This is a genomic window from Neorhizobium phenanthreniclasticum (assembly GCF_040066075.1).
In the GTDB taxonomy this organism is placed as follows: domain Bacteria; phylum Pseudomonadota; class Alphaproteobacteria; order Rhizobiales; family Rhizobiaceae; genus Neorhizobium; species Neorhizobium petrolearium.
Genome location: NZ_JBEAAL010000015.1, coordinates 35,654 through 55,588, shown reverse-complemented (window position 1 = coordinate 55,588; position 19,935 = coordinate 35,654). Strand labels below are relative to the sequence as shown.

17 protein-coding genes and 1 pseudogene are annotated in these 19,935 nt (G+C 60.1%); 6 read left to right on the top strand and 12 right to left on the bottom strand.

Translation table 11 applies throughout. From position 1 onward, the window contains the following. Positions 1 to 391: 391 nt before the first annotated feature. From ABK249_RS18780 to ABK249_RS18765, 4 genes and pseudogenes are all read left to right on the top strand, one after another. Positions 392 to 1,321 carry a sugar ABC transporter substrate-binding protein gene (locus tag ABK249_RS18780; protein ID WP_227704727.1) on the top strand — a complete coding sequence of 310 codons (930 nt, stop codon included), beginning with the start codon at positions 392 to 394 and terminating at the stop codon, positions 1,319 to 1,321. Between the two features lie 67 nt (positions 1,322 to 1,388). Beyond that, on the top strand, positions 1,389 to 2,930 hold the full coding sequence (locus ABK249_RS18775; protein ID WP_348863633.1) for a sugar ABC transporter ATP-binding protein: 1,542 nt from the start codon (positions 1,389 to 1,391) through the stop codon (positions 2,928 to 2,930). Positions 2,931 to 2,952: 22 nt separating this feature from the next. Further along, the gene (locus ABK249_RS18770; RefSeq protein ID WP_037152145.1) at positions 2,953 to 3,981 is read left to right on the top strand and encodes an ABC transporter permease; all 1,029 of its coding nucleotides are present in this window, start codon (positions 2,953 to 2,955) and stop codon (positions 3,979 to 3,981) included. 16 nt (positions 3,982 to 3,997) lie between these two features. Then, positions 3,998 to 4,795: pseudogene (locus ABK249_RS18765) on the top strand (TIM barrel protein); the annotation flags it as partial. Positions 4,796 to 4,822: 27 nt separating this feature from the next. Here ABK249_RS18765 and ABK249_RS18760 read toward each other — a convergent pair. The 6 genes from ABK249_RS18760 to ABK249_RS18735 form a co-directional block, all read right to left on the bottom strand. Then, complete coding sequence (locus ABK249_RS18760; RefSeq protein WP_348863632.1) at positions 4,823 to 5,944, bottom strand: Gfo/Idh/MocA family protein; 1,122 nt, start codon at positions 5,942 to 5,944, stop codon at positions 4,823 to 4,825. A 40-nt stretch (positions 5,945 to 5,984) separates the two neighbouring features. Then, positions 5,985 to 6,794, bottom strand: coding sequence for a 5-deoxy-glucuronate isomerase (iolB, locus tag ABK249_RS18755; protein ID WP_348863631.1), 810 nt, complete (start codon positions 6,792 to 6,794; stop codon positions 5,985 to 5,987). Continuing rightward, positions 6,791 to 7,702 (bottom strand): myo-inosose-2 dehydratase, encoded by a 912-nt coding sequence (iolE, locus tag ABK249_RS18750; RefSeq protein WP_348863630.1) that lies wholly within the window; start codon positions 7,700 to 7,702, stop codon positions 6,791 to 6,793. The genes iolB and iolE overlap by 4 nt, the downstream gene beginning before the upstream one ends. Before the next feature lies 1 nt (position 7,703). Then, a complete protein-coding gene (gene iolD, locus ABK249_RS18745) occupies positions 7,704 to 9,527 on the bottom strand; it encodes a 3D-(3,5/4)-trihydroxycyclohexane-1,2-dione acylhydrolase (decyclizing) (protein WP_348863629.1) in 1,824 nt (607 codons plus the stop codon). Then, positions 9,524 to 11,443, bottom strand: coding sequence for a bifunctional 5-dehydro-2-deoxygluconokinase/5-dehydro-2-deoxyphosphogluconate aldolase (locus ABK249_RS18740; protein WP_415926450.1), 1,920 nt, complete (start codon positions 11,441 to 11,443; stop codon positions 9,524 to 9,526). The genes iolD and ABK249_RS18740 overlap by 4 nt, the downstream gene beginning before the upstream one ends. Before the next feature lie 125 nt (positions 11,444 to 11,568). Beyond that, a complete protein-coding gene (locus ABK249_RS18735; RefSeq protein ID WP_348863628.1) occupies positions 11,569 to 12,387 on the bottom strand; it encodes a MurR/RpiR family transcriptional regulator in 819 nt (272 codons plus the stop codon). A gap of 177 nt (positions 12,388 to 12,564) precedes the next feature. Between ABK249_RS18735 and iolG the strand changes: the two genes are divergently transcribed. Together iolG and ABK249_RS18725 are read left to right on the top strand one after the other, a co-directional pair. Further along, complete coding sequence (gene iolG, locus ABK249_RS18730; protein ID WP_348863627.1) at positions 12,565 to 13,554, top strand: inositol 2-dehydrogenase; 990 nt, start codon at positions 12,565 to 12,567, stop codon at positions 13,552 to 13,554. Positions 13,555 to 13,564: 10 nt separating this feature from the next. Further along, positions 13,565 to 13,690, top strand: a complete 126-nt coding sequence (locus ABK249_RS18725; protein WP_348863626.1) for a hypothetical protein — start codon at positions 13,565 to 13,567, stop codon at positions 13,688 to 13,690. On the opposite strand, the gene ABK249_RS18720 is transcribed toward ABK249_RS18725, so the two are convergent. From ABK249_RS18720 to nadA, 6 genes are all read right to left on the bottom strand, one after another. Further along, on the bottom strand, positions 13,687 to 14,925 hold the full coding sequence (locus ABK249_RS18720) for a saccharopine dehydrogenase family protein (RefSeq protein ID WP_037152168.1): 1,239 nt from the start codon (positions 14,923 to 14,925) through the stop codon (positions 13,687 to 13,689). The genes ABK249_RS18725 and ABK249_RS18720 overlap by 4 nt on opposite strands. Positions 14,926 to 14,960: 35 nt before the next feature. Further along, positions 14,961 to 16,061, bottom strand: coding sequence for a carboxynorspermidine decarboxylase (nspC, locus tag ABK249_RS18715; RefSeq protein ID WP_037152171.1), 1,101 nt, complete (start codon positions 16,059 to 16,061; stop codon positions 14,961 to 14,963). 126 nt (positions 16,062 to 16,187) lie between these two features. After that, positions 16,188 to 16,421, bottom strand: coding sequence for a hypothetical protein (locus ABK249_RS18710; RefSeq protein WP_227704740.1), 234 nt, complete (start codon positions 16,419 to 16,421; stop codon positions 16,188 to 16,190). Positions 16,422 to 16,549: 128 nt separating this feature from the next. Continuing rightward, positions 16,550 to 17,401, bottom strand: coding sequence for a carboxylating nicotinate-nucleotide diphosphorylase (nadC, locus tag ABK249_RS18705; RefSeq protein ID WP_348863625.1), 852 nt, complete (start codon positions 17,399 to 17,401; stop codon positions 16,550 to 16,552). Then, positions 17,401 to 18,942 carry an L-aspartate oxidase gene (locus tag ABK249_RS18700; protein ID WP_348863624.1) on the bottom strand — a complete coding sequence of 514 codons (1,542 nt, stop codon included), beginning with the start codon at positions 18,940 to 18,942 and terminating at the stop codon, positions 17,401 to 17,403. Before ABK249_RS18700 ends, nadC begins: the two co-directional genes overlap by 1 nt. Continuing rightward, the gene (gene nadA / locus ABK249_RS18695; RefSeq protein WP_348863623.1) at positions 18,939 to 19,910 is read right to left on the bottom strand and encodes a quinolinate synthase NadA; all 972 of its coding nucleotides are present in this window, start codon (positions 19,908 to 19,910) and stop codon (positions 18,939 to 18,941) included. The genes ABK249_RS18700 and nadA overlap by 4 nt, the downstream gene beginning before the upstream one ends. Positions 19,911 to 19,935: the final 25 nt, after the last annotated feature.

The window sequence follows — 19,935 nt, the reverse complement described above, 5'->3', positions numbered from 1 at the left end:
CGGCGATTGTTTCGGAAACGCAGCCTCGAAGATGTCGCATGGAATATATAATTCCAAATTATAAACGAATTAGGAATTTTATATCGGCCACGTTCCGTGGATGCGAGGCAATGGGATGGTGGTTCGGTTCGGAGTATCGAAAAAGGGCATCGCGCATGCGCAGATTGGTCCTTTTGCCGTCCCGCTATGGCGATCGTCAGCAATCGATTTCCAACTGTCATCATTGACTAGCTGACGGAAAAATGGAATAAATCATCTGCATTTCTAAAGTAACGGTTCATTTATTCCGTTTTGCTGCCGCGTCGGGAGCGTGGCATGCGGATATGCAACCGGCCGGGAGGGCCGGTTTCCGGATGGACGGGTGCCCGGACACCCCAGAGGAGGACATCACATGAAAAAGCTTTTCCTGAGCGCTGCTCTGTCGGTTTTGCTGAACACGGCGGCTCATGCTGAAACCATTGGTGTTTCGATGGCGCTGTTCGACGATAACTTCCTGACTGTTCTGCGCAGTGGCATGCAGGACTATGCGAAGACGCTCGACGGTGTGACACTTCAGGTCGAAGATGCGCAGAACGATGTCGCCAAGCAGCAGAGCCAGATCCAGAACTTCATCGCCGCCGGAGTTGATGCGATTATCGTCAACCCGGTTGATACCGATGCCACCACGGCCATGTCCAAGATTGCTTCGGATGCGGGCATTCCGCTGGTCTACGTGAACCGCGAACCGGTGAATGTGGATAGTCTGCCTGACAAGCAGGCTTTCGTTGCATCCGAGGAAATTGTCGCTGGCACGCTTGAAACCAAGGAAGTATGTCGGCTGCTGGGCGGCAAGGGTAATGTCGTCATCATGATGGGCGAGCTTTCCAACCAGGGCGCCCGTATGCGCACCAAGGCGGTGCATGACGTCGTCGCTGCTGATGAATGCAAAGGCATGAAAGTCGTTGAGGAGCAGACCGCCAACTGGCAACGCACGCAAGGTGCTGATCTTGTCACCAATTGGCTCTCCAGTGGGATCGAATTTGACGCCGTGATCTCCAACAATGACGAGATGGCGATCGGTGCCATCCAGGCGTTGAAGGCCGCTGGCAAGGACATGAAGGACGTCGTCGTCGCAGGTGTCGATGCCACCCAGGACGCGCTTGCCGCCATGCAGGCGGGTGACCTGGATGCGACTGTGTTTCAGGATGCCGCGGGCCAGGGCAAGGGTGCGCTGGATGCTGCGCTGAAACTTGCCAAAGGGGAGGAGGTGGACAAGAAGGTCTACATCCCCTTCCAGCTCGTCACGCCCGCAAACGTCAAGGATTTCGTCGCCAAGAACTGATCCGTTCTGCATGGGCTGCGCTTCGACGTGGCCCATGCTTCGCTTTTTGCGAGAGGAGGAGACGAAAATGGCCGTCAGCCCTGCAACCATGGCCGCCATACGCAAAAGCGGTGCGATCCCGAACGCGGAGTTCCTGCTGATGGCAGAGGGTATCCGCAAGGAATTCCCGGGTGTCGTCGCGCTCGACGACGTCTCCTTTCGCCTCAAACGTGGCAGTGTCCATGCGCTGATGGGCGAGAACGGCGCGGGTAAATCGACGCTGATGAAAATACTTGCAGGGATCTACAAGCCAGACCAGGGGCGCGTGCAGCTCAAGGGGGTCGATATCCGCCTGGATTCCCCTCTCGACGCGTTGGAAAACGGAATTGCCATGATCCATCAGGAGCTGAATCTGATGGCTTATATGACGGTGGCGGAAAACATCTGGATCCGTCGGGAGCCGTTGAACCGGTTCGGTCTGATCGATCATGGCGAGATGAGCCGCAGGACGGAGGAGCTGTTCCACCGTCTCAACATAGCAATCGATCCCGAGACCCCGGTCAAGGAACTCTCCGTCGCCAACCGTCAGATGGTCGAGATCGCCAAGGCGGTTTCCTATGAATCCGACGTCCTGATAATGGACGAGCCGACCTCGGCGCTGACCGAGCGAGAGGTCAGCCACCTCTTTCAGATCATCCGCAGTCTTCGCGACCAAGGTATCGGCATTGTCTACATCACTCACAAGATGAACGAACTCTTTGAGATCGCGGACGAGTTTTCGGTTTTCCGGGACGGAAAATATATCGGCACCCACTCCTCCAAGGACGTCACTCGCGACGACATCATCCGGATGATGGTCGGCCGCAAGATCACGCAGATGTTTCCGAAGGAGGACGTACCGCTCGGCGAGATCATCCTTTCGGTCAAAGGCCTGACGCTCGGAAGCACGTTCCGCGATGTGTCATTTGACGTGCGCGCCGGCGAAATCCTGGGCGTTGCGGGTCTGGTCGGTTCGGGGCGTTCCAACGTCGCGGAGACTTTATTCGGTGTCACGCCCGCGACATCGGGCACGATCTCGATCGACGGCAAGGAAGTCGCAATCGACAATCCGACCATGGCCATCCGTCATCGCATGGCTTTCCTGACAGAAGACCGGAAGGACACCGGCTGTTTGCTGATTCTCGATGTTCTCGAGAACATGCAGATCGCCGTCCTGCAGGACAAGTTCGTGAGTAATGGCTTCGTTCATGAAACGGATGTTGCGGCGGCATGTGAGGATATGTGTCGCAAGCTGAGGGTGAAGACGCCGAGCCTGCAGGAGAGGATCGAGAATCTCTCCGGCGGCAATCAGCAGAAGGTCCTGATCGGGCGCTGGCTGCTGACCAATCCACGCATACTGATCCTTGACGAACCAACGCGCGGCATTGATGTCGGCGCCAAAGCCGAGATTCACCGTCTCGTCACGGAAATGGCGAAACAAGGCGTCGCCGTCATCATGATCTCCTCGGAGATGCCGGAAATCCTCGGAATGAGCGACCGGATCATGGTCATGCACGAAGGTCGCGTTACCGGATTTCTGACCCGGGAGGAAGCAACACAGGTCAAAGTCATGGAACTCGCCTCACACTAGAGGCGGCTTCAGGGAGGAAGAAATGAGCAGCGAAAGCCTTGTCAAACCTGACCTGAAGGTCAAGATCGGCCAACGCCGTAGGCGGATGCCGCCGGAGGCGAACATCTTCCTCGTGTTGATCGGCATAGCCTTGGTCTACGAACTGCTCGGCTGGATCTTCGTCGGGCAGAGCTTCCTGCTCAACCAGCAGCGCCTGACAATCATGATCCTGCAGGTATCGGTGATCGGGATCATTGCGGTGGGGGTGACCCAGGTCATCATCACCGGTGGGATCGATCTCTCGTCCGGATCGGTCGTCGGCTTGACGGCCATGTTGTCAGCCAGCTTCGCCCAGTCCTCTACCTGGCCGCGCGCACTCTACCCGAGCTTGACGGACCTGCCGTTCTTCATTCCGATCGGGGTCGGCATTCTGGCGGGACTTCTGGCCGGCTACATCAATGGACAGCTGATCGCCAAGACAAAAATTCCGCCCTTCATCGCCACGCTTGGCATGATGGTGACCGCCCGCGGCATTTCGAAGTGGTACACCAAAGGCCAGCCGGTCTCTGGTCTCACCGAGCAGTTCACTTTCGTCGGAACAAGCATATGGCCGGTCGTGGTCTTCCTCCTGGTCGCGACCATCTTCCACGTGGCGCTGCGATATACTCGCTACGGCAAGTTTACTTACGCTATCGGTGCGAATGTCCAGGCGGCGCGGGTATCGGGCATCGATGTGGAACGGCATCTCGTCAAGGTCTATGCAATTGCCGGCATGCTTGCCGGACTTGCCGGTGTGGTGACTGCTGCCCGTGCGCAAACGGCGCAGGCCGGCATGGGTGTAATGTATGAGCTCGATGCCATCGCTGCGGCGGTCATCGGCGGCACTTCGCTCGCCGGCGGTGCAGGACGGATCACCGGCACGGTCATCGGCACCATCATCCTTGGCGTCATGACCTCCGGCTTCACCTTCCTGAGAGTCGATGCGTATTATCAGGAGATCGTCAAAGGCATGATCATCGTGGCCGCGGTCGTAACGGACGTCTATCGCCAGAAGAAACGCGCACAGCGCTGAACAAGGAACATCTGTCATGGCGATCGCCTTCGGCCTCAATCATATGGCGGCTCCCCGCCTGCCGCTCGGCTCGTTTTTCGATCTTGCAAAGAGGCTGGGCATTAGCGCCGTCGAAATCCGCAACGACCTTCCCGGTCGGGCAATCCTCGATGGCACGCCTCCTGCAGACGTCAAAGCGACCGCCGAGGAGCGGAACCTCTCCATTCTTTCGATCAATGCATTGCAGCGCTTCAACAAGTGGAATGGCGAGCGCGAGGCTGAAACGCGCGCCCTTGCTTGCTATGCCGAGGCTTGCGGTGCGAAGGCGCTTGTCCTCGTTCCCGTCAATGATGGCCATAGCCATGCCGGCAAGGACAGGCTCGGCGACCTGAGAATCGCGCTGAGGCAATTGCGGCCGCTGCTCGACGATGCGGGCCTCATTGGGCTTGTCGAGCCCCTGGGTTTTGTCGGTTGTTCGCTGCGTTCGAAGAGGGAAGCGGCTGACACAATCGGAGAACTTGGTTTCGAAAAGACCTTCCGGCTGGTTCACGATACCTTTCACCATATGCTCGCGGGAGAAGCGGATTTCTTTCCGCAGCTGACCGGCTTGGTGCATATTTCAGGCGTGACCGATAGGAAGACGCCGGTCGGCGGTTTGCGCGACTCCCACCGAGTGCTGGTGGATGCAGGCGATCGTCTCGATAACCTTGGCCAGATTCGCACGCTGCTCCATGGTGGCTATGAAGGATCATTCTCCTTTGAGCCCTTTGCCGAAGAGGTGCATCAACTCGACGATCCGGCTGCAGCATTGAGGGCCAGCATGGATTTCATGTCCTTGCATCTCCAATCCCCCAGGGAGCGCCTAGCTTTCCAGGAGGCTGACCCAGCGGCGCTCCGCGAAGGAACGGGCCATGGCGTGGATGCTGCGCTCGATCCTCAAGCCGTCGTCAAAATGGATCAGATGCGCTCTTTCACCCCGGATCGCCGATAACAATTCCCGGCATTCGATGATCTTCAGGTCGTTGAAGCCAAGGCCGTGGCCGGGTGCGGGGATGAAGCGATCATAAGGCGCATGGATCGGAGCAGCCAAAATCCTGCGGAACCCTTGTTCCGCCTTTTCGCCGGCATTCTGGTAGAGTTCGATCTCGTTCAGCCGCTCCTGATCGAAGAGGATCGAACCTGTAGAACCGAAGATCTGCAAGGCGATGCGGCCTTTTCGGCCCCAGGCGGAGCGGTTGGCCATGAGCACGCTGGAGATGCCACATTCGAGCCGCAGCAGCACGCTCGCGATATCGTGGTTCTCGACCGCGCGAGATCCGCCACTAGCAAGCGGCCGTTCGGCATAGGGTTTTACCATGTCGGCGATGACCGTCTCCACGTGACCGAACAGGATGAAGAGCAATGACAAGGGGTGCACGGCGAAATCGTCGAGCGCGCCGTAACCGGAGCTTGCCTCACTCTTCCAATAGAAGAGGGACTGTGGATCGGCCATGAAATCCTCATCCATCTCGACGCGGACGTGATTGACGGCGCCGATCGAGCCTCCGTCGATCAGTGCCTTGATTTGGCGGATCATCGGGTTCTGGATATAGTTGTAGCCCATCGCGGCGACCTTGCCGGATCGCGCGGCCGCCGCCTGCATGCGTTCCGCATCGGCAAGCAGTGGCGCCATCGGCTTCTCGCACCAGACATGCTTCCCGGCTTCGAGCGCGGCGATCGCCATTTCCGCGTGAAAGGCGTTCGGCGTGGTGACGGAGATGACGTCGACATCCGCATTGTCGATAAGGTCACGCCAGTTACCCGTCGAAGTGGCGAAGCCCAGTTCGGCGGCCTTGCGGGCGGCGAGGTCGGCATTCACTTCAGCGAGCGCCACCGGCCTCGGCCGCTCCACGTCGCCGAATACGCCGGCAACCGAATTCCACGCCAGAGCATGGCACTTGCCCATATAGCCGGTGCCGATCAGGCCGACGCCCAAATCTGTCATTTCATCCTCCCGAACGGCATGCGGATGTCGAGACGGCGCGTCACGGATTGTCGCGCTGGAAAATCCAGTCGTGGTCCGGATGATTCTTGAACCGCCATTTGCGGATCGGACCGGCCATGACGTTGAGGTAATACATCTCGTAACCATAGGGTGCGCCGCAGGGATGGTGACCCTTCGGCACCAGAACCAGGTCGCCGTCCGAGACGGCCATGGTCTCGTCGAGCGAGCCATCCTCCGTAAAGACGCGCTGGAAGCCAAAACCCTTCGACGGATTGAGCCGATGATAATAGGTCTCTTCCAGATAGGTCATGTCGGGGAGCTTGTTCTCGTCATGCCGATGCGGAGGATAGGAGGACCAGTTTCCGGAAGGCGTAAAGACCTCCGTCACGAGCAGGCTATCGGCCACGTCGCGCTCCTCCATCGCGATCGGATAGATGTAGCGCGTATTGGCATCCTTGCCGCGTGTGTTGAGCGCCAGGCCTTCGGGACCGATCGCCATTGCCTCGCGGCCGGGTTTTCCCGGTGCGGTACAGACAGCCAGTTCGCAGTCGGTGGTGGCGCAGGCGCTCCACTCGGAATCCGCGGGAATGTAGACGCAATGCGGCGGCTTGCGTTCGAACACGTTCATCCGGTCGCCGAGTTCTCCGAAATTCTTGCCCCCGCCGCTGATCTCAGCCTTGCCTTCGACAAGCACAAGGATGGCTTCCTTGTCTTCGGTCTTCTCCGCGGCGGTCTCGCCGGGTTTCAGTTTATAAAGCCCGAAACCGACATATCCCCAGCCCGCATCCTTGGGCGTCACGTCATGGACTTTGCCGGATATGCCTTTCGGCTTTCGAAGCAGGTTTGTCATGCAGCCGCCTCCGCCTTGTCCAGCCCGGCAGCCTTCGCCATCGCCTTCAGCGAGGAGAGCCCCAAGCTCTGGTATTCAAACGGATTGCGCACATCCGGGTCCTGTTCGGCTTCGATGACGAGCCAGCCTTGATAATTGTGTTCGGCGGCAATCTCCAGCACGGGCGGGAAATCCACGCCGCCTTGCCTGTCGCCGGGAACCGTGAAGACACCACGCCGCACGCCTTCAAGGAAGGAGAGGTTCCCCTCCCGAACCTGGCGGGCGATTTCCGGCCGCACGTTCTTCGCATGGATATGACCGACGCGCCCCATGTACTTCTTTGCGACGCGCTCCGGATCACCGCCGCCGAACAGGCAATGGCCGGTGTCGAGCAGGAGCTTGGTATGCGGGCCGGTATTCTCCATCAGCTTGTCGATTTCGTCTTCGCTTTCAACGATCGTTCCCATGTGATGGTGGTAAACCAGCGTAATTGCCTGGCTTGCCGCATATTCGGCCAGCGTCTCGACACACGCACCAAAGAATTTCCACTGATCCTCGGCGAGTTTCGGCCGGTTGTTCAACGCTTTGCTGTCGTCGCCGTGGATAGCGTTCGAGGTTTCGCAAACGATGATCACCTTCGAGCCCATCGCTTTGAGGAGATCGAGCGCCGGTTGCATGGCAGCCTTTTCTTCGTCGACCGAATTCGTGAGCAGGTTCAGCGAATGCCAGCCGGATATGTATCGCAGCCCGTGCGGTTCCAGTGCGGCTTTCAAAGCTTGCGGCTCCTGCGGGAACTTGTGTCCCTTCTCGATGCCGTCGAAGCCGATTTCAGACGCTTCGTCCAGGCATTGGTCGAGGCTGATATGGGCGCCGAGCGAACGGTCGTCGTCGTTCGACCATGCGATGGGATTGGTGCCGTAGAGAATCATGCTAACGTCTTTCCTTCAGCGCCGTTTCGTAGCGGAGGCGGGCCTCGTTGACTTGGGTGCGGGGCGAAACCTCGGGGACTGCGACATCCCACCAGAAGCCACCGACATCCGGTGTGGGATAGGGATCGGTGCCGATAACGATCACGGTCACTTTTTCGGCATCGCGCGCCGTCTCCAGCTCGATCTCCAGCTCCGCAATGGATGCAACCTTGAGCGCACGCGCTCCCATGGAGGCGGCGTGCGCGGCGAAATCGATCTGCATTGCGTTGGTCTGGCTGGTGTGTTCGTAGAGATTGTTGAACTCGGCGCCGCCTGTTGCCGTCTGCAGCCGGTTGATGCAGCCGTAACCGCGATTGTCGGTGATAACGACGGTTATCTTGACGCCCATGGCGACGGCGGTCGCGAGCTCCGAGTTCATCATCATGTACGAGCCGTCGCCGACCATGACGATCACGTCGCGATCCGGTTCGGCCATCTTGATGCCAAGCCCGCCGGCAATCTCGTATCCCATGCAGGAAAAGCCGTATTCCATGTGATACGAGAGGGGCCGCCCGGCCTTCCAGAGCTGATGCAATTCTCCCGGCATCGTGCCGGCGGCGCACATGACGACGGTATTGTCGACCGCCGCACGCTGGACTGCGCCGATCACCTGCATGTCCGTCGGCAAGGTGTTCGCATCCTCAGGCGCGGCAGTGATCCGATCGGCGCCGGCAAACCAGTCTTGCTTCAGAGTGACGGGGAGTTCGTTGAAGCGCTGATTGCCCAAGGCCTCGCTCAGAAGCGAGAGCCCCACCTTTGCATCGCAGACAACCGGGATGGCATCGTGCTTGGTGCTGTCATAGGGCTGAACGTTGAGCGCCAGGATGCGGCGTTCGGGATTGCGGAAGAGGGCCCACGAACCCGTCGTGAAATCCTGGAAACGCGTGCCGACGCCGATGATGAGGTCTGCGTCCGTGCAGACGGCGTTGGCGCTCGATGCGCCGGTCACGCCCACCGGGCCGAAATTGGCGTCATGATCCCAGGGCAAAGCCGATTTGCCGGCCTGGGTCTCGACCACGGGAACGCGATGGCGCTCGGCAAACGCCTTCAATTCTTCTGTCGCATCCGAGAAGTGCACGCCGCCACCTGCGACAATGACCGGTTTCTGAGCAGCCTTCATGGCATCCACGGCGCGCCGCAACTCGTGCTCGTCGGGGCGGGGCCGCCGGCGATGCCAGGTCTTCTTCTCGAAGAAGCTTTCCGGATAATCATAGGCCTCGGCCTGGGCGTCCTGGCAGAATGCAAGCGTCACGGGGCCGCACTCGGCCGGATCGGTCATGATCCGCATGGCGCGTGGCAATGCCGTCAACAGGTGCTCCGGGCGCATGATGCGGTCGAAATAACGGCTCACCGGACGGAAGCAGTCATTCACCGTGACGATGCCGTCACCGAAATCCTCGATCTGCTGCAGGACGGGATCGGGACCCCGGTTGGCAAAGACGTCACCCGGGATGAAAAGAACCGGGAGACGGTTGACGTGAGCAAGCGCGGCCGCAGTCACCATATTGGTGGCTCCAGGGCCGATGGATGACGTCACCGCCATGGCGCGCCTGCGCCGCAACTGCTTGGAATAGGCGATGGCGGCATGAGCCATCGACTGCTCGTTCTGGCCGCGATAGGTCGTCAATTTGTCCTTGACTCCCGCAAGCGCCTCTCCCATCCCGGCGACATTGCCATGACCGAAGATCGCCCATATCCCGGCGATGAAAGATTCACCCTCCTCGGTCATTTGACTGGCGAGATAACGCACCATCGCTTGCGCGGCCGTGAGCCTTACCGTTTTCATGCCACTTTCTCCTCGCGGCTGTCCTCGCGCGCACGGTCCCAGATCGCGCATAACTCGCGATATCTGGTTGCCATGTCGGCGATAGCCGTTTCGTCTGTGATCTCCCGGGCAAGCCACTTCCGCGCACAATCGCCGAAGATTGTGCGCCCGACTGCGAACCCCTTGACGAGATCGAAACGGGCGGCGGTGCGAAAGCTCTCACTCAGCTCCTCAATGGGTGCATCCAATCCGAGCACCACGATGCCTCGGGTATAAGGATCGTGTTTGACGATCGCGTCGCAGGCTTTCGACCAGGATGCTGCTGTTTTCATCGGCTCCAGTTTCCACCAGTCCGGATAGATCCCGATCTCGTAGAAGCGCTCGATCACCGCGGCGACGGTGCCGTCATCCATTGGCCCGACTTTTGAAGGGATCACCTCCAGCAGGAACTCCAGCCGGTTCCTTCGGGTGGCCGCAAACAGACGTGAGACCACTTCCTCCTGCTGCCGCTTCATCTGCGCGTCGTCGTCGGGATGATAGAAACACAGCACCTTGGCAACGTTGTTGATAGGCCATTCCGACAGGCCGCCAAGATCCGGTCCGAGCTCCGGCTCCAGAACGAGGGGACGGGAGCCCGGCAACTCCACCGGACGTCCGATCCATAGGCCGGTTCCAGTCGCCTTGTAGAGCGTCTCGCGCCCCAGACGGCTGTCGCAGAGGATACCGTAGCCGGGGCGTCCCGCCGCGACATCGAGCGCGGCTCTCAGGCAAAGACTCTTAAAGGCATCGATCTTCGCTGGATCGGCTCCGGCCTCTTTCGCGATCGCTTCGATCTGCATGCGATGATCGAACGCAAAGACCCGCATTTCCGGCCAGTCACCGTCGCGGTTCGTGGACCAGTGGACCTGTTCAAGTGCCTCATCCTTACGGAGCGCCTTGTTGCGAATGCCGGTGCGGAAGAAATATTGGAGCTCCTCCCAGCTCGGATAGGCGGGAGTGCAGCCGTGCCGCGAAACGGCGAAGGCGCCGCAGGCGTTTGCATATTTCAGGCTGGTCAGCCAGTCTTCTCCGCTCAGCCAGCCTTTGAGGAGGCCGGACATGAAGCCGTCACCGGCTCCGAGCACATTGAAGACCTCGATCGGAAAACCCTGGCCGGTCTGGCCGTTGTCGAGAGAATCCGGAATCTCGCCGTCAAAGACCGCTGCTCCCATGGGGCCGCGCTTGCAGACCAGTGTCGCCTTCGAAACTTTCCTGACGGTTCGAAGCGCTTCCAGCGTGTCAGTTGAGCCGCCGGCGATATGGAACTCTTCTTCGGTGCCGACAATGAGATCGAACAAGGAGAGGGTAGACTGCAGCTTTGCAGTCACGCGCCGGGACTCGATGAAGCGGCTTTCGCCCGCGTCATGGCCGGCGAGTCCCCACAGATTCGGCCGGTAATCAATGTCAAGCGCAGTGCGGGCGCCGTTCTCCCGGGCCAGTTTCAGTGCCTTGAAAACGGCCGCCTCCGTGCGAGGGTGTGACAGATGCGTGCCCGTGGCGCAGACACAGCGAGCTTCCGCGATGAAGGCCGGGTCGATATCGTCCTCGCAAATGGCCATATCGGCACAGTTCTCGCGATAGAAGATCAGCGGGAACTGTTCCTGATCGCGAATGCCGAGCAGGACCAGCGCCGTCAGCCGCTCGGGATCGGTTCTGACGCCACGGACGTCGACGCCTTCGCGTTCGAGCTGCTCGCGGATGAAGCGGCCCATATGCTCGTCGCCGACGCGGGTGATAAGCGCCGATTTCAGGCCGAGGCGGGCAGTCCCGGCGGCGATGTTGGTCGGTGATCCGCCGATATATTTGTTGAAGGAGGCCATATCCTCCAGCCGCCCGCCGACCTGTACTCCGTACAAATCGACGGATGATCGGCCGATCGTGATCAGATCGAGTGACACAAGCCGGATCCTCCCTGCAGCTTGGAGCTAGCCTACGGCCCGCTACTGACGGAAGCTGCCAATTTCCATCATTTTTCCCGGATTTGGATTTTAAATTCCATTTTCTTTATTTACAATACAAAAATTCATTTCTCGGGACGTTCCGTCCCGACGGCTACCGCCAATGTGATGGCGAGGCAGAGCGTGGCGGAAAGCGAACGGAAAGCACCGAAATCCACCTCGGATACGGAGAGAATAGTTGCTGGAAACTTGCGCAGCGGGCTGACGATCGTGTCTGTGATGGCAACGACCGGCAAGCCGTGGGCGGAGACTGCCTCGACCATGTCGATCGTGTCTGCGGTGTAGGGGGAAAACGTGATCGCCAGCAGGGCGTCTCCGTCTCGAACTGCATTTCGATTCTCCAGCCGACCGACCGCGCTGTGCAGCATGGCTGGCACATTCATCTTCTCGAATGCATACGCCATGTAGCTCGCGACCGGGAAAGATCGGCGCATGCCGATGATGTGAATCATCTGCGCTTTGGCCAGAATTTTCACCGCCTGCTCCAGGGTGTGCGGCTCTATCGTCTTCAGCAGGTTTTCGAGTGAAGTCCGTCCCGCTTCGACGAATTCCGCGAGCAAGGCGGAAGGGCTGCCTTCCGCCTTCTCCCGCAGATGGCCCAACCGGGTCGAATAATCCGGCCACCCCCCGACATAGGAGTCGCGAAACAGCCGCTGCATTTCGGAGAAACCGGAAAAGCCCAGGATCTGACAGAAGCGCATGAAAGCGGAGGGTTGAACGCCCGCGCCCTCGGCCATCTCGGCAACCGTGGACACGGCTATGCGATCCTTGTTGGCGGCAACGTAGTCGGCGCATTGCCGCAGCCGTTTGGGAAGGCTTTCGGATACTTCCAGCAACCGCTCCTCGAATGCCTTTATGGTGGCCGGCACGCCGATGTCTCCCATGGTCACCCTTCCTGCTTCTGCGCTTGACACAAACGAAATCCCAATCTAGCAAAATGGAACATATATTCCAAATTAGCGCTTGGACAGTCTGACAAGAACATCATCCCCGATAATCGAACAAGCAGTCCTGCGATGCCGTGAGGCTTGGGTATTCGCAAAGCCTGCGGAGGAGAAATCATGGTGACGAAACTGGCACTCTTGGGAGCGGGCCGAATCGGCAGGGTGCATGCACGCGCGATCGCGCAGGACAAGCGGGCGAAGCTCGTCTGCGTCGTGGATGCCGTGGCGGATGCGGCGAAATCGATCGCCGACAGCACCGGCTGTGCGGTCAGCACCATCGATGCCGTCGAAGCCGATGGCAATATCGACGCGGTGATCATCTGCACGCCGACCAATACGCATGCCGATCTGATCGAGCGGTTCTCCATGGCCGGCAAGGCGATCTTCTGTGAAAAACCGATCGATCTCGATGTGGCGCGCGCCAGAGCCTGCGCGGAGACCGTCAGCAAGACCGGGGCGAAGGTGATGCTTGGCTTCAACCGCCGCTTTGATCCGCATTTCCGGGCCGTTCGCAAGGCGATCGATGACGGCAGGATTGGCAACGTGGAGATGGTGACCATCATCAGCCGCGACCCAGGCCTGCCGCCGGCGGACTATATCAAGGTTTCCGGCGGTATCTTTCGCGACATGACCATCCATGATTTCGACATGGCTCGTTTCCTGCTCGGGGAGGAGATCGCGAGCGTGATGGCGTCCGGGTCGGTCCTGGTCGATCCGAAGATCCGCGAGTTGGGTGATTACGACAGTGCGAGCGTCATCCTGACCACGGCCAGCGGCCGGCAATGCGTGATCTCGAACTCCCGTCGCGCCAGTTACGGCTACGATCAGCGGATCGAGGTGCACGGCTCCCTTGGTTCCATTGCGGCGGAAAACCAGCGGCCCGTCTCCATCGAGCTTGCCACGAAGGACGGTTTTACACGCCCTCCGCTGCATGACTTCTTCATGACCCGCTATACGGCGGCTTATGCTGCGGAAATTTCCGCCTTCATTGACAGCCTTGAGACCGGCTCGGCACCATCGCCTTCCGTCGAGGACGGGCTGGCCGCACTTGCCCTGGCGGATGCAGCCCTTCGGTCAGTCAGAGAGCAAAAGATCATTCCGGTCTAGACATGACTGAATGCCGACCGGAATTGACAGCTTGGAAGGGACCGCCGGCGCCGACCCCTTCGGGCTCGTCAACAAGACGCGGTTTCTGGTCGGCCGGGTCGGAAACTCTGCAGCCTTTCCGGCCGATCCGGTTTAGAAATTCAGCGGCCGCTCGCCGTCCTCATCGCGGATCCAGGTCGGCAGGCCGATCCTGTTCAGGATGCTGAGGAAGGGCTTCGGAGGAAGTTCCTCCACGTTTGCCATCTTCCTCACATCCCATTCGCCGGTGGCGATCAGCATGGCGGCGGCAACCGGCGGGACGCCGGCGGTGTAGGAGATACCCTGCGAGCCCACTTCGTTATAGGCGTCCTTGTGGTCGGCGACATTGTAGATAAATACCGTCCGTTCTTTACCGTCTTTAATGCCCTTCACGAAATCGCCGATACAGGTCTTGCCTTCGTATTCCGGGGCGAGCGATGCCGGGTCTGGCAGGCAGGCCTTGACGACCTTGAGCGGCACGACTTCCGAGCCGTCCGCGAGCTTGACCGGCTGCTCGGACAACAGGCCGATGTTCTTCAGCACTGTGAAAACATTGATGTAGTGGTCACCGAAGCCCATCCAGAAGCGCACGTCGGCGCCATCCATGTTCTTCGCCAGCGAGTGGACCTCGTCATGACCGCAGAGATAGGCGCGACGTGTGCCGACGACCGGCAGGTCGTAGTCCTTGCCGATCTCGAACATCTTGTTGACCTTCCATTCGCCGCCCTGCCAGGAATAGACGACGCCGGTGAATTCGCGGAAGTTGATTTCCGGGTCGAAATTGGTGGCGAAATACTTGCCATGGCTGCCGGCATTGATGTCGACGATGTCGACATCCGTCACCTTGTCGAGATACTCGTCCTTGGCAAGGCGCGCATAGGCGTTGACGACGCCCGGGTCGAAGCCGGCGCCTAGGATGGCGGTGATGCCCTTTTCCTCGCATTCGGCGGCGCGCTTCCACTCGTAATTGCCGTACCACGGCGGGGTTTCGCAGATCTTGTTCGGCTCTTCATGGATCGCGGTGTCGATATAGGCGACGCCGGTGTCCAAGCAGGCGCGCAGAACCGACATGTTGAGGAATGCGGTGCCGACGTTGATGACGATCTGCGAATTGGTCTTTTTGATCAGTTCTTTGGTCGCCTCGATGTCCAGCGCATTCAGCGCGTGAGCTTCGAGCACGCCCGGCTGTTTCATCGCGTTCTTCTCGCGAACCGAAGCGATGATCTTGTCGCATTTCGCTTTCGTGCGTGAAGCGATGTGGATGTCTCCGAGGATATCATTGTTCTGGGTGCATTTGTGCGCCACGACCTGGGCGACGCCGCCGGCGCCGATGATGAGAACGTTCTTTTTCATTTTTGAGGATATCTCCTTCTATCCGGTTTAGCGCCTCAGGAGAGGCTCCGCTCATAGTCCGCGTAGGTGAATTCGCGGACCGTTCGAATGCTGCCATCGAGCTCCCTGATGGCGATCGCCGGCATCTTCACACCATTGAACCAGTTCTTCTTGACCATCGTGTAACCGGCGGCATCCTGGATGGAGATCCGGTCGCCGACGTTCAGTTCGTTCGGAAAATCGAACTCGCCGAAAATATCGCCAGCAAGGCAGGACTTGCCGCAAACCATGTAGCGATACGGCCCGGCGTTCGGAGCCACTTTGGCACTTTCGCGATAGATCAGAAGATCCAGCATATGGGCTTCGATCGAACTGTCGACGATGGCGAGATGTTTGCCATTGTGGAGCGTGTCGAGAACGGTGGTCTCCAGGGTGGTGGACTTGGTGATGGAAGCTTCGCCCGGCTCCAGATAGACCTGCACGCCGTATTTATCCGAGAAGTCCTTCAGCCGGTCACAGAAAGCATCGAGGGGATAATTCTCGCCGGTGAAATGGATGCCGCCCCCGAGGCTCACCCACTCCGCTTGTCTCAGAAGTGGACCGAACTTTTCCTCGACCTGACCAAGCATGCGGTCGAAGAGCGAGAAATCGTTGTTCTCGCAATTGTTGTGGATCATGAAGCCGCTGACGCGGTCCATCACCTTCTCGACCTTTCCGACATCCCATTCGCCAAGGCGCGAGAAGGGACGGGCAGGATCGGCAAGATCGAAACTCGACGAACTCACCTGCGGATTGAGGCGAAGGCCGCGGACGATGCCGGCAGCCTTGTCCGCGAAGCGCTCAAGCTGGCCGATCGAGTTGAAGATGATCTTGTCGGCGTGGGAGACGACCTCATCGATCTCGTAATCGGCATAGGCGACCGAATAGGCATGCGTTTCCTTGCCGAACCGTTCATGGCCAAGGCGGACCTCGTTGAGGGACGAGGAAGTCGTGCCATCCATATAGTCGCGCATGAAATCGAAGACCGACCAGGTGGCGAAGCATTTGAGCGCCAGCAGTGCTTTGGCGCCCGAGCTTTCCCGGACATAGGCGATCTTCTCCATGTTGCGGAGAAGTTTCGCCTTGTCGATCAGGTAATAGGGGGTCGTGAGCTGCATCTTGAAAACCCGTTGGCGTTCGGTGTGTCGGCCTTTTGCCGCGATAATGTAACGTCGGCGTGAAACGGTCGTCAGGACCGCGCAAGACGGTTCGGGGGATCGTTTCTGCCGGAGATGACGGAGGGATCAGGAGGGGATGGTGACGGCGATCCGGGGCCGGACCAGGGCTTTCGCGCTCATGCCGCGCTGGCGCATCGCCGTGCGGACCAGCGCAACGGCATCCCGTCTCGTTCTCGTGAAGACGAGGCTAAATACTCCTGGGCACGCTCCGATGACGAGCGTCTTGAAGAATTCTTCCGTTCGGGGGGCATCAAATTCGACTGAGCCCATCCCCGATTGGAAGAGGGCGTCGTGAGACATGGCGTCCTCTCCAACCAGCAGATGAAACCTGCAACAAGCTAGGCCAGCCTTATAGCATCGTCCGATAGGAATTCAACTTGCAAGGCCGGCTAACTTGCCTGGTCGTGCTCTCTGCATCGCCAGGGTCTTCAGGAGTGGAAGTCCAGACCGATATCGAGTGTCGGTGCGCTATGGGTGATCCAGCCGACGGACAGGAGGTCGACGCCCGAAGCCGCGATGGCGGCGGCCGTTTCCGGCGTGATGCCGCCGGAGGCCTCCGTGATCGCCCGGCCTCCGACGATCGTTACGGCCTCGCGGAGCTGTTCTGGCGTCATGTTGTCGAGTAGCACGGCATCGACGCCGATCTCCATGGCTTCGCGAAGCTGGTCGAACGTATCGACTTCTACCTCGATCTTTACCATGTGCCCGACATTCGCTCTGGCTCGCCGGATGGCCTCCGAGACACCGCCGGCGATCGCAACGTGATTGTCCTTGATCAGCACTGCGTCATAAAGCGCGAAGCGATGGTTCAGGCCGCCGCCGGCCCGGACGGCATATTTCTCGAGTGCTCGAAGCCCCGGGGTCGTCTTGCGTGTGCAGACCACCGCCGCCCTGGTGTTGCTTACCGCATTCACGATACGTGCCGTAACGGTTGCGATGCCCGACAGGTGGCCGAGGAAATTGAGTGCCGTGCGTTCTGCCGTCAGCAGGCCGCGAGACGGCCCTTCGATCGTCGCGATGGTATCACCTGGACCCACCGTCGTCCCGTCCTGAACATGGCGAGTCATTGTGATCGCGGGATCGACGAGTTCGAAGGCGAGTGCGGCGGCATCAAGGCCGGCGATCACGCCGGCTTTACGCGCAGCCATGACGACTGTCGAGCGATGCTCGGAGGGAATGACGGCCGCCGAAGTCACATCGCCGGCAAGGCCAAGGTCCTCGATGAGTGTGGCACGTACCAGCGGTTCGACAATCAGCCGGGAAGGAGAAACGAAGGGCATCAGGCACTCCTGGCAAGAGGATGGGAAGCGGTCGTGCGGGCAATTTCGAGCGCTTCGTCAAGGCGCATTTTCCGGCGCTCGGCGTAGGCGAGCTTGAGCGGGAAATCCGTGCGGGCATGTGCCCCGCGCGATTCCCGCCGCATCGACGCAAAGACTGCGATCAACAGTGCGACCATTGCGGGATCGGACGCAGGCCCCTCACTTTCGGCAAGCTGCAGCAGGCTTGCGATTGCGCCGTGAATGGCGCCGGCATTGCGCAGCACGCCAAGATGCCGCGAGACGATCTGCCGGACGGCGGAGACATCGGCCGGTCCGGGAAGGGCGATCCCCCGCACCCGCCGCGGCGCGACAGTCGCCATGCCGGCGATATCCTGCGCGGCGCGCATGCCCATAACGCCGGCTTCGAGAAGCGAATTGCTGGCAAGCCGATTGGCTCCGTGAAGGCCGGTCGATGCGGTCTCCCCGACCGCCCAGAGACCTCTGACCGTGCTTCGTGCATTCTCATCCGTAGCAATGCCGCCCATGTGATAATGCGCCGCCGGCCTGATCGGGATGAGTTCACAGGAGGGATCAATGCCCGCCTTCCGGCACAAGGCGTCGATCTGCGGGAAGCGGCTGGCGAAACGGCTACCAAGCGCCGTCCGGCCATCGAGGAAAACGCGGCCGCCGCGGGCGAGCTCGGCACTGACTGCGCGCGCCACGACATCACGGGGCGCAAGCTCTGCGCGGACCTCTCCGGCGAGGAACCTCTCACCCCGTTCATTCACCAGCGTTGCACCTTCGCCACGGACTGCCTCGCTCACCAGAACCAGGGGGCGTTTCGGAGAATCAAGCGCCGTGGGATGGAACTGCACGAATTCCATGTCTGCAAGCTCCGCTCCGGCCCGGGCCGCCAGCATGATGCCCTGGCCGAAATTTCCGATGGGGTTGGTGGTTGCGTCATAAAGTCCGCCAATGCCGCCGGTGGCGAGCACGACGCGCGAGGTCGGAAGGATTGCCGTTCCGTTGCGCGTCGCGCCGAGCAGGCCGCAGACTATTCCTTCCTCGACCAAAAGCCGCCGCACCTCGAAGCCGGTCAACACCGTGATCGACGACGTCCGCAGGACGGCCTCTACCAGGGCACAGACGATTGCTGCGCCGGAGCCGTCGCCTCCGACATGCAGGATACGGCGGCGGGAATGAGCAGCTTCAAGCCCAAGCGAGAATGCGCCGTTGGCCGCCCTGTCGAAAGTGACGCCGAACCGTTCCAGCATGGCGATTGCAGTAGGCGCCTGCCACAGGATCGAAGCCGCCGCAGCCGCATCGCACAGTCCGTCACCCGCCGCGAGTGTATCAGTCAGATGCAGGTCGGCGCTGTCGTCCTCGCCGAGGCTTGCGGCGACGCCGCCCTGCGCCCAGGCGCTGGACGTTTCCGCGCCAAGTTCCGCCCGCGTGATGAGCACGACCGGCTGCGGCGCCAGCTTCAGCGCTGTTACAAGGCCTGCCAGCCCGCTTCCGACAATCGCGACGCGGCCGGCAAGATGGTTCAAGACCTCGGTCATATCGCCAGCATCCTTTCCACCGCGCGCCGCGCAGCCGTGGCGACCGCCCGATCGACGGTCACCTCATGGAGGTTCTCCTCCAGCGCCTTGCGGATGTTGGAGAGCGTGATCCGCTTCATGTGCGGGCAAAGATTGCAGGGCCGCACGAATTCGACATCCGGATGATGAACGGCGACATTGTCGCTCATCGAACATTCCGTCAGCAGCACGACGCGCGCCGGCTTCTTTTGGCCGACATAATCCGACATGACCGCAGTTGAGCCGGCGAAATCGGCTTCCGCCACGACATCCGGTGGACATTCCGGATGGGCGAGAACCATGACGCCCGGATGGGCTTCGCGCAGGTCACGGACGTCCTGGGCATTGAAGAGTTCGTGCACTTCGCAATGGCCGTGCCAGGCGATGATCTCGACATCGGTCTCGCGTGCCACATTCTGCGCCAGATACTCGTCGGGGATCATCAGCACTTTCGGAACGCCGAGAGATTCCACCACCTGTTTGGCATTACCCGAGGTGCAGCAGATATCGGAGGCGGCCTTCACGGCGGCGGACGTATTGACATAGGTGATGACCGGCACGCCCGGATGCACTTGTCTAAGCAATGCCACGTCTTCGGGCGTGATCGACTCCGCCAATGAACAGCCCGCGCCCATGTCCGGGATCAGCACCGTCTTTTCCGGGTTCAGCAGCTTGGCTGTCTCGGCCATGAAATGAACGCCTGCGAGCACGATGACGTCGGCATCCACTTCCACGGCCTTGCGGGCGAGCGCCAAGCTGTCGCCGACAATGTCCGCCACGCCATGGAAGATCTCGGGCGTCTGATAATTGTGCGCGAGGATGACCGCATTGCGCCGGCGCTTCAGATCGAGGATCGCCTCGACATCCGCCTCATGAGCCATCCATTCGGCCTTGGGCATGACGCGGCTGACACGGTCGTAGAGAGAGGATACCGAGAGCGGGGAATTCATGAGCAGCTCCTTTTATACTCAAAGT

What these genes read in the sequence shown, in the direction of transcription:
- ABK249_RS18735 (WP_348863628.1), bottom strand. Translation starts at nt 12,387, where the DNA reads ATGGGAGACATCGGCGTGCCGGCCACCATAAAGGCATTCGAGGAGCGG.
- ABK249_RS18770 (WP_037152145.1), top strand. Translation starts at nt 2,953, where the DNA reads ATGAGCAGCGAAAGCCTTGTCAAACCTGACCTGAAGGTCAAGATCGGC.
- ABK249_RS18725 (WP_348863626.1), top strand. Translation starts at nt 13,565, where the DNA reads ATGCCGACCGGAATTGACAGCTTGGAAGGGACCGCCGGCGCCGACCCC.
- nadA (WP_348863623.1), bottom strand. Translation starts at nt 19,910, where the DNA reads ATGAATTCCCCGCTCTCGGTATCCTCTCTCTACGACCGTGTCAGCCGC.
- ABK249_RS18780 (WP_227704727.1), top strand. Translation starts at nt 392, where the DNA reads ATGAAAAAGCTTTTCCTGAGCGCTGCTCTGTCGGTTTTGCTGAACACG.
- ABK249_RS18775 (WP_348863633.1), top strand. Translation starts at nt 1,389, where the DNA reads ATGGCCGTCAGCCCTGCAACCATGGCCGCCATACGCAAAAGCGGTGCG.
- ABK249_RS18710 (WP_227704740.1), bottom strand. Translation starts at nt 16,421, where the DNA reads ATGTCTCACGACGCCCTCTTCCAATCGGGGATGGGCTCAGTCGAATTT.
- ABK249_RS18760 (WP_348863632.1), bottom strand. Translation starts at nt 5,944, where the DNA reads ATGACAGATTTGGGCGTCGGCCTGATCGGCACCGGCTATATGGGCAAG.
- iolG (WP_348863627.1), top strand. Translation starts at nt 12,565, where the DNA reads ATGGTGACGAAACTGGCACTCTTGGGAGCGGGCCGAATCGGCAGGGTG.
- iolB (WP_348863631.1), bottom strand. Translation starts at nt 6,794, where the DNA reads ATGACAAACCTGCTTCGAAAGCCGAAAGGCATATCCGGCAAAGTCCAT.
- iolD (WP_348863629.1), bottom strand. Translation starts at nt 9,527, where the DNA reads ATGAAAACGGTAAGGCTCACGGCCGCGCAAGCGATGGTGCGTTATCTC.
- ABK249_RS18720 (WP_037152168.1), bottom strand. Translation starts at nt 14,925, where the DNA reads ATGAAAAAGAACGTTCTCATCATCGGCGCCGGCGGCGTCGCCCAGGTC.
- nadC (WP_348863625.1), bottom strand. Translation starts at nt 17,401, where the DNA reads ATGCCCTTCGTTTCTCCTTCCCGGCTGATTGTCGAACCGCTGGTACGT.
- nspC (WP_037152171.1), bottom strand. Translation starts at nt 16,061, where the DNA reads ATGCAGCTCACGACCCCCTATTACCTGATCGACAAGGCGAAACTTCTC.
- iolE (WP_348863630.1), bottom strand. Translation starts at nt 7,702, where the DNA reads ATGATTCTCTACGGCACCAATCCCATCGCATGGTCGAACGACGACGAC.
- ABK249_RS18700 (WP_348863624.1), bottom strand. Translation starts at nt 18,942, where the DNA reads ATGACCGAGGTCTTGAACCATCTTGCCGGCCGCGTCGCGATTGTCGGA.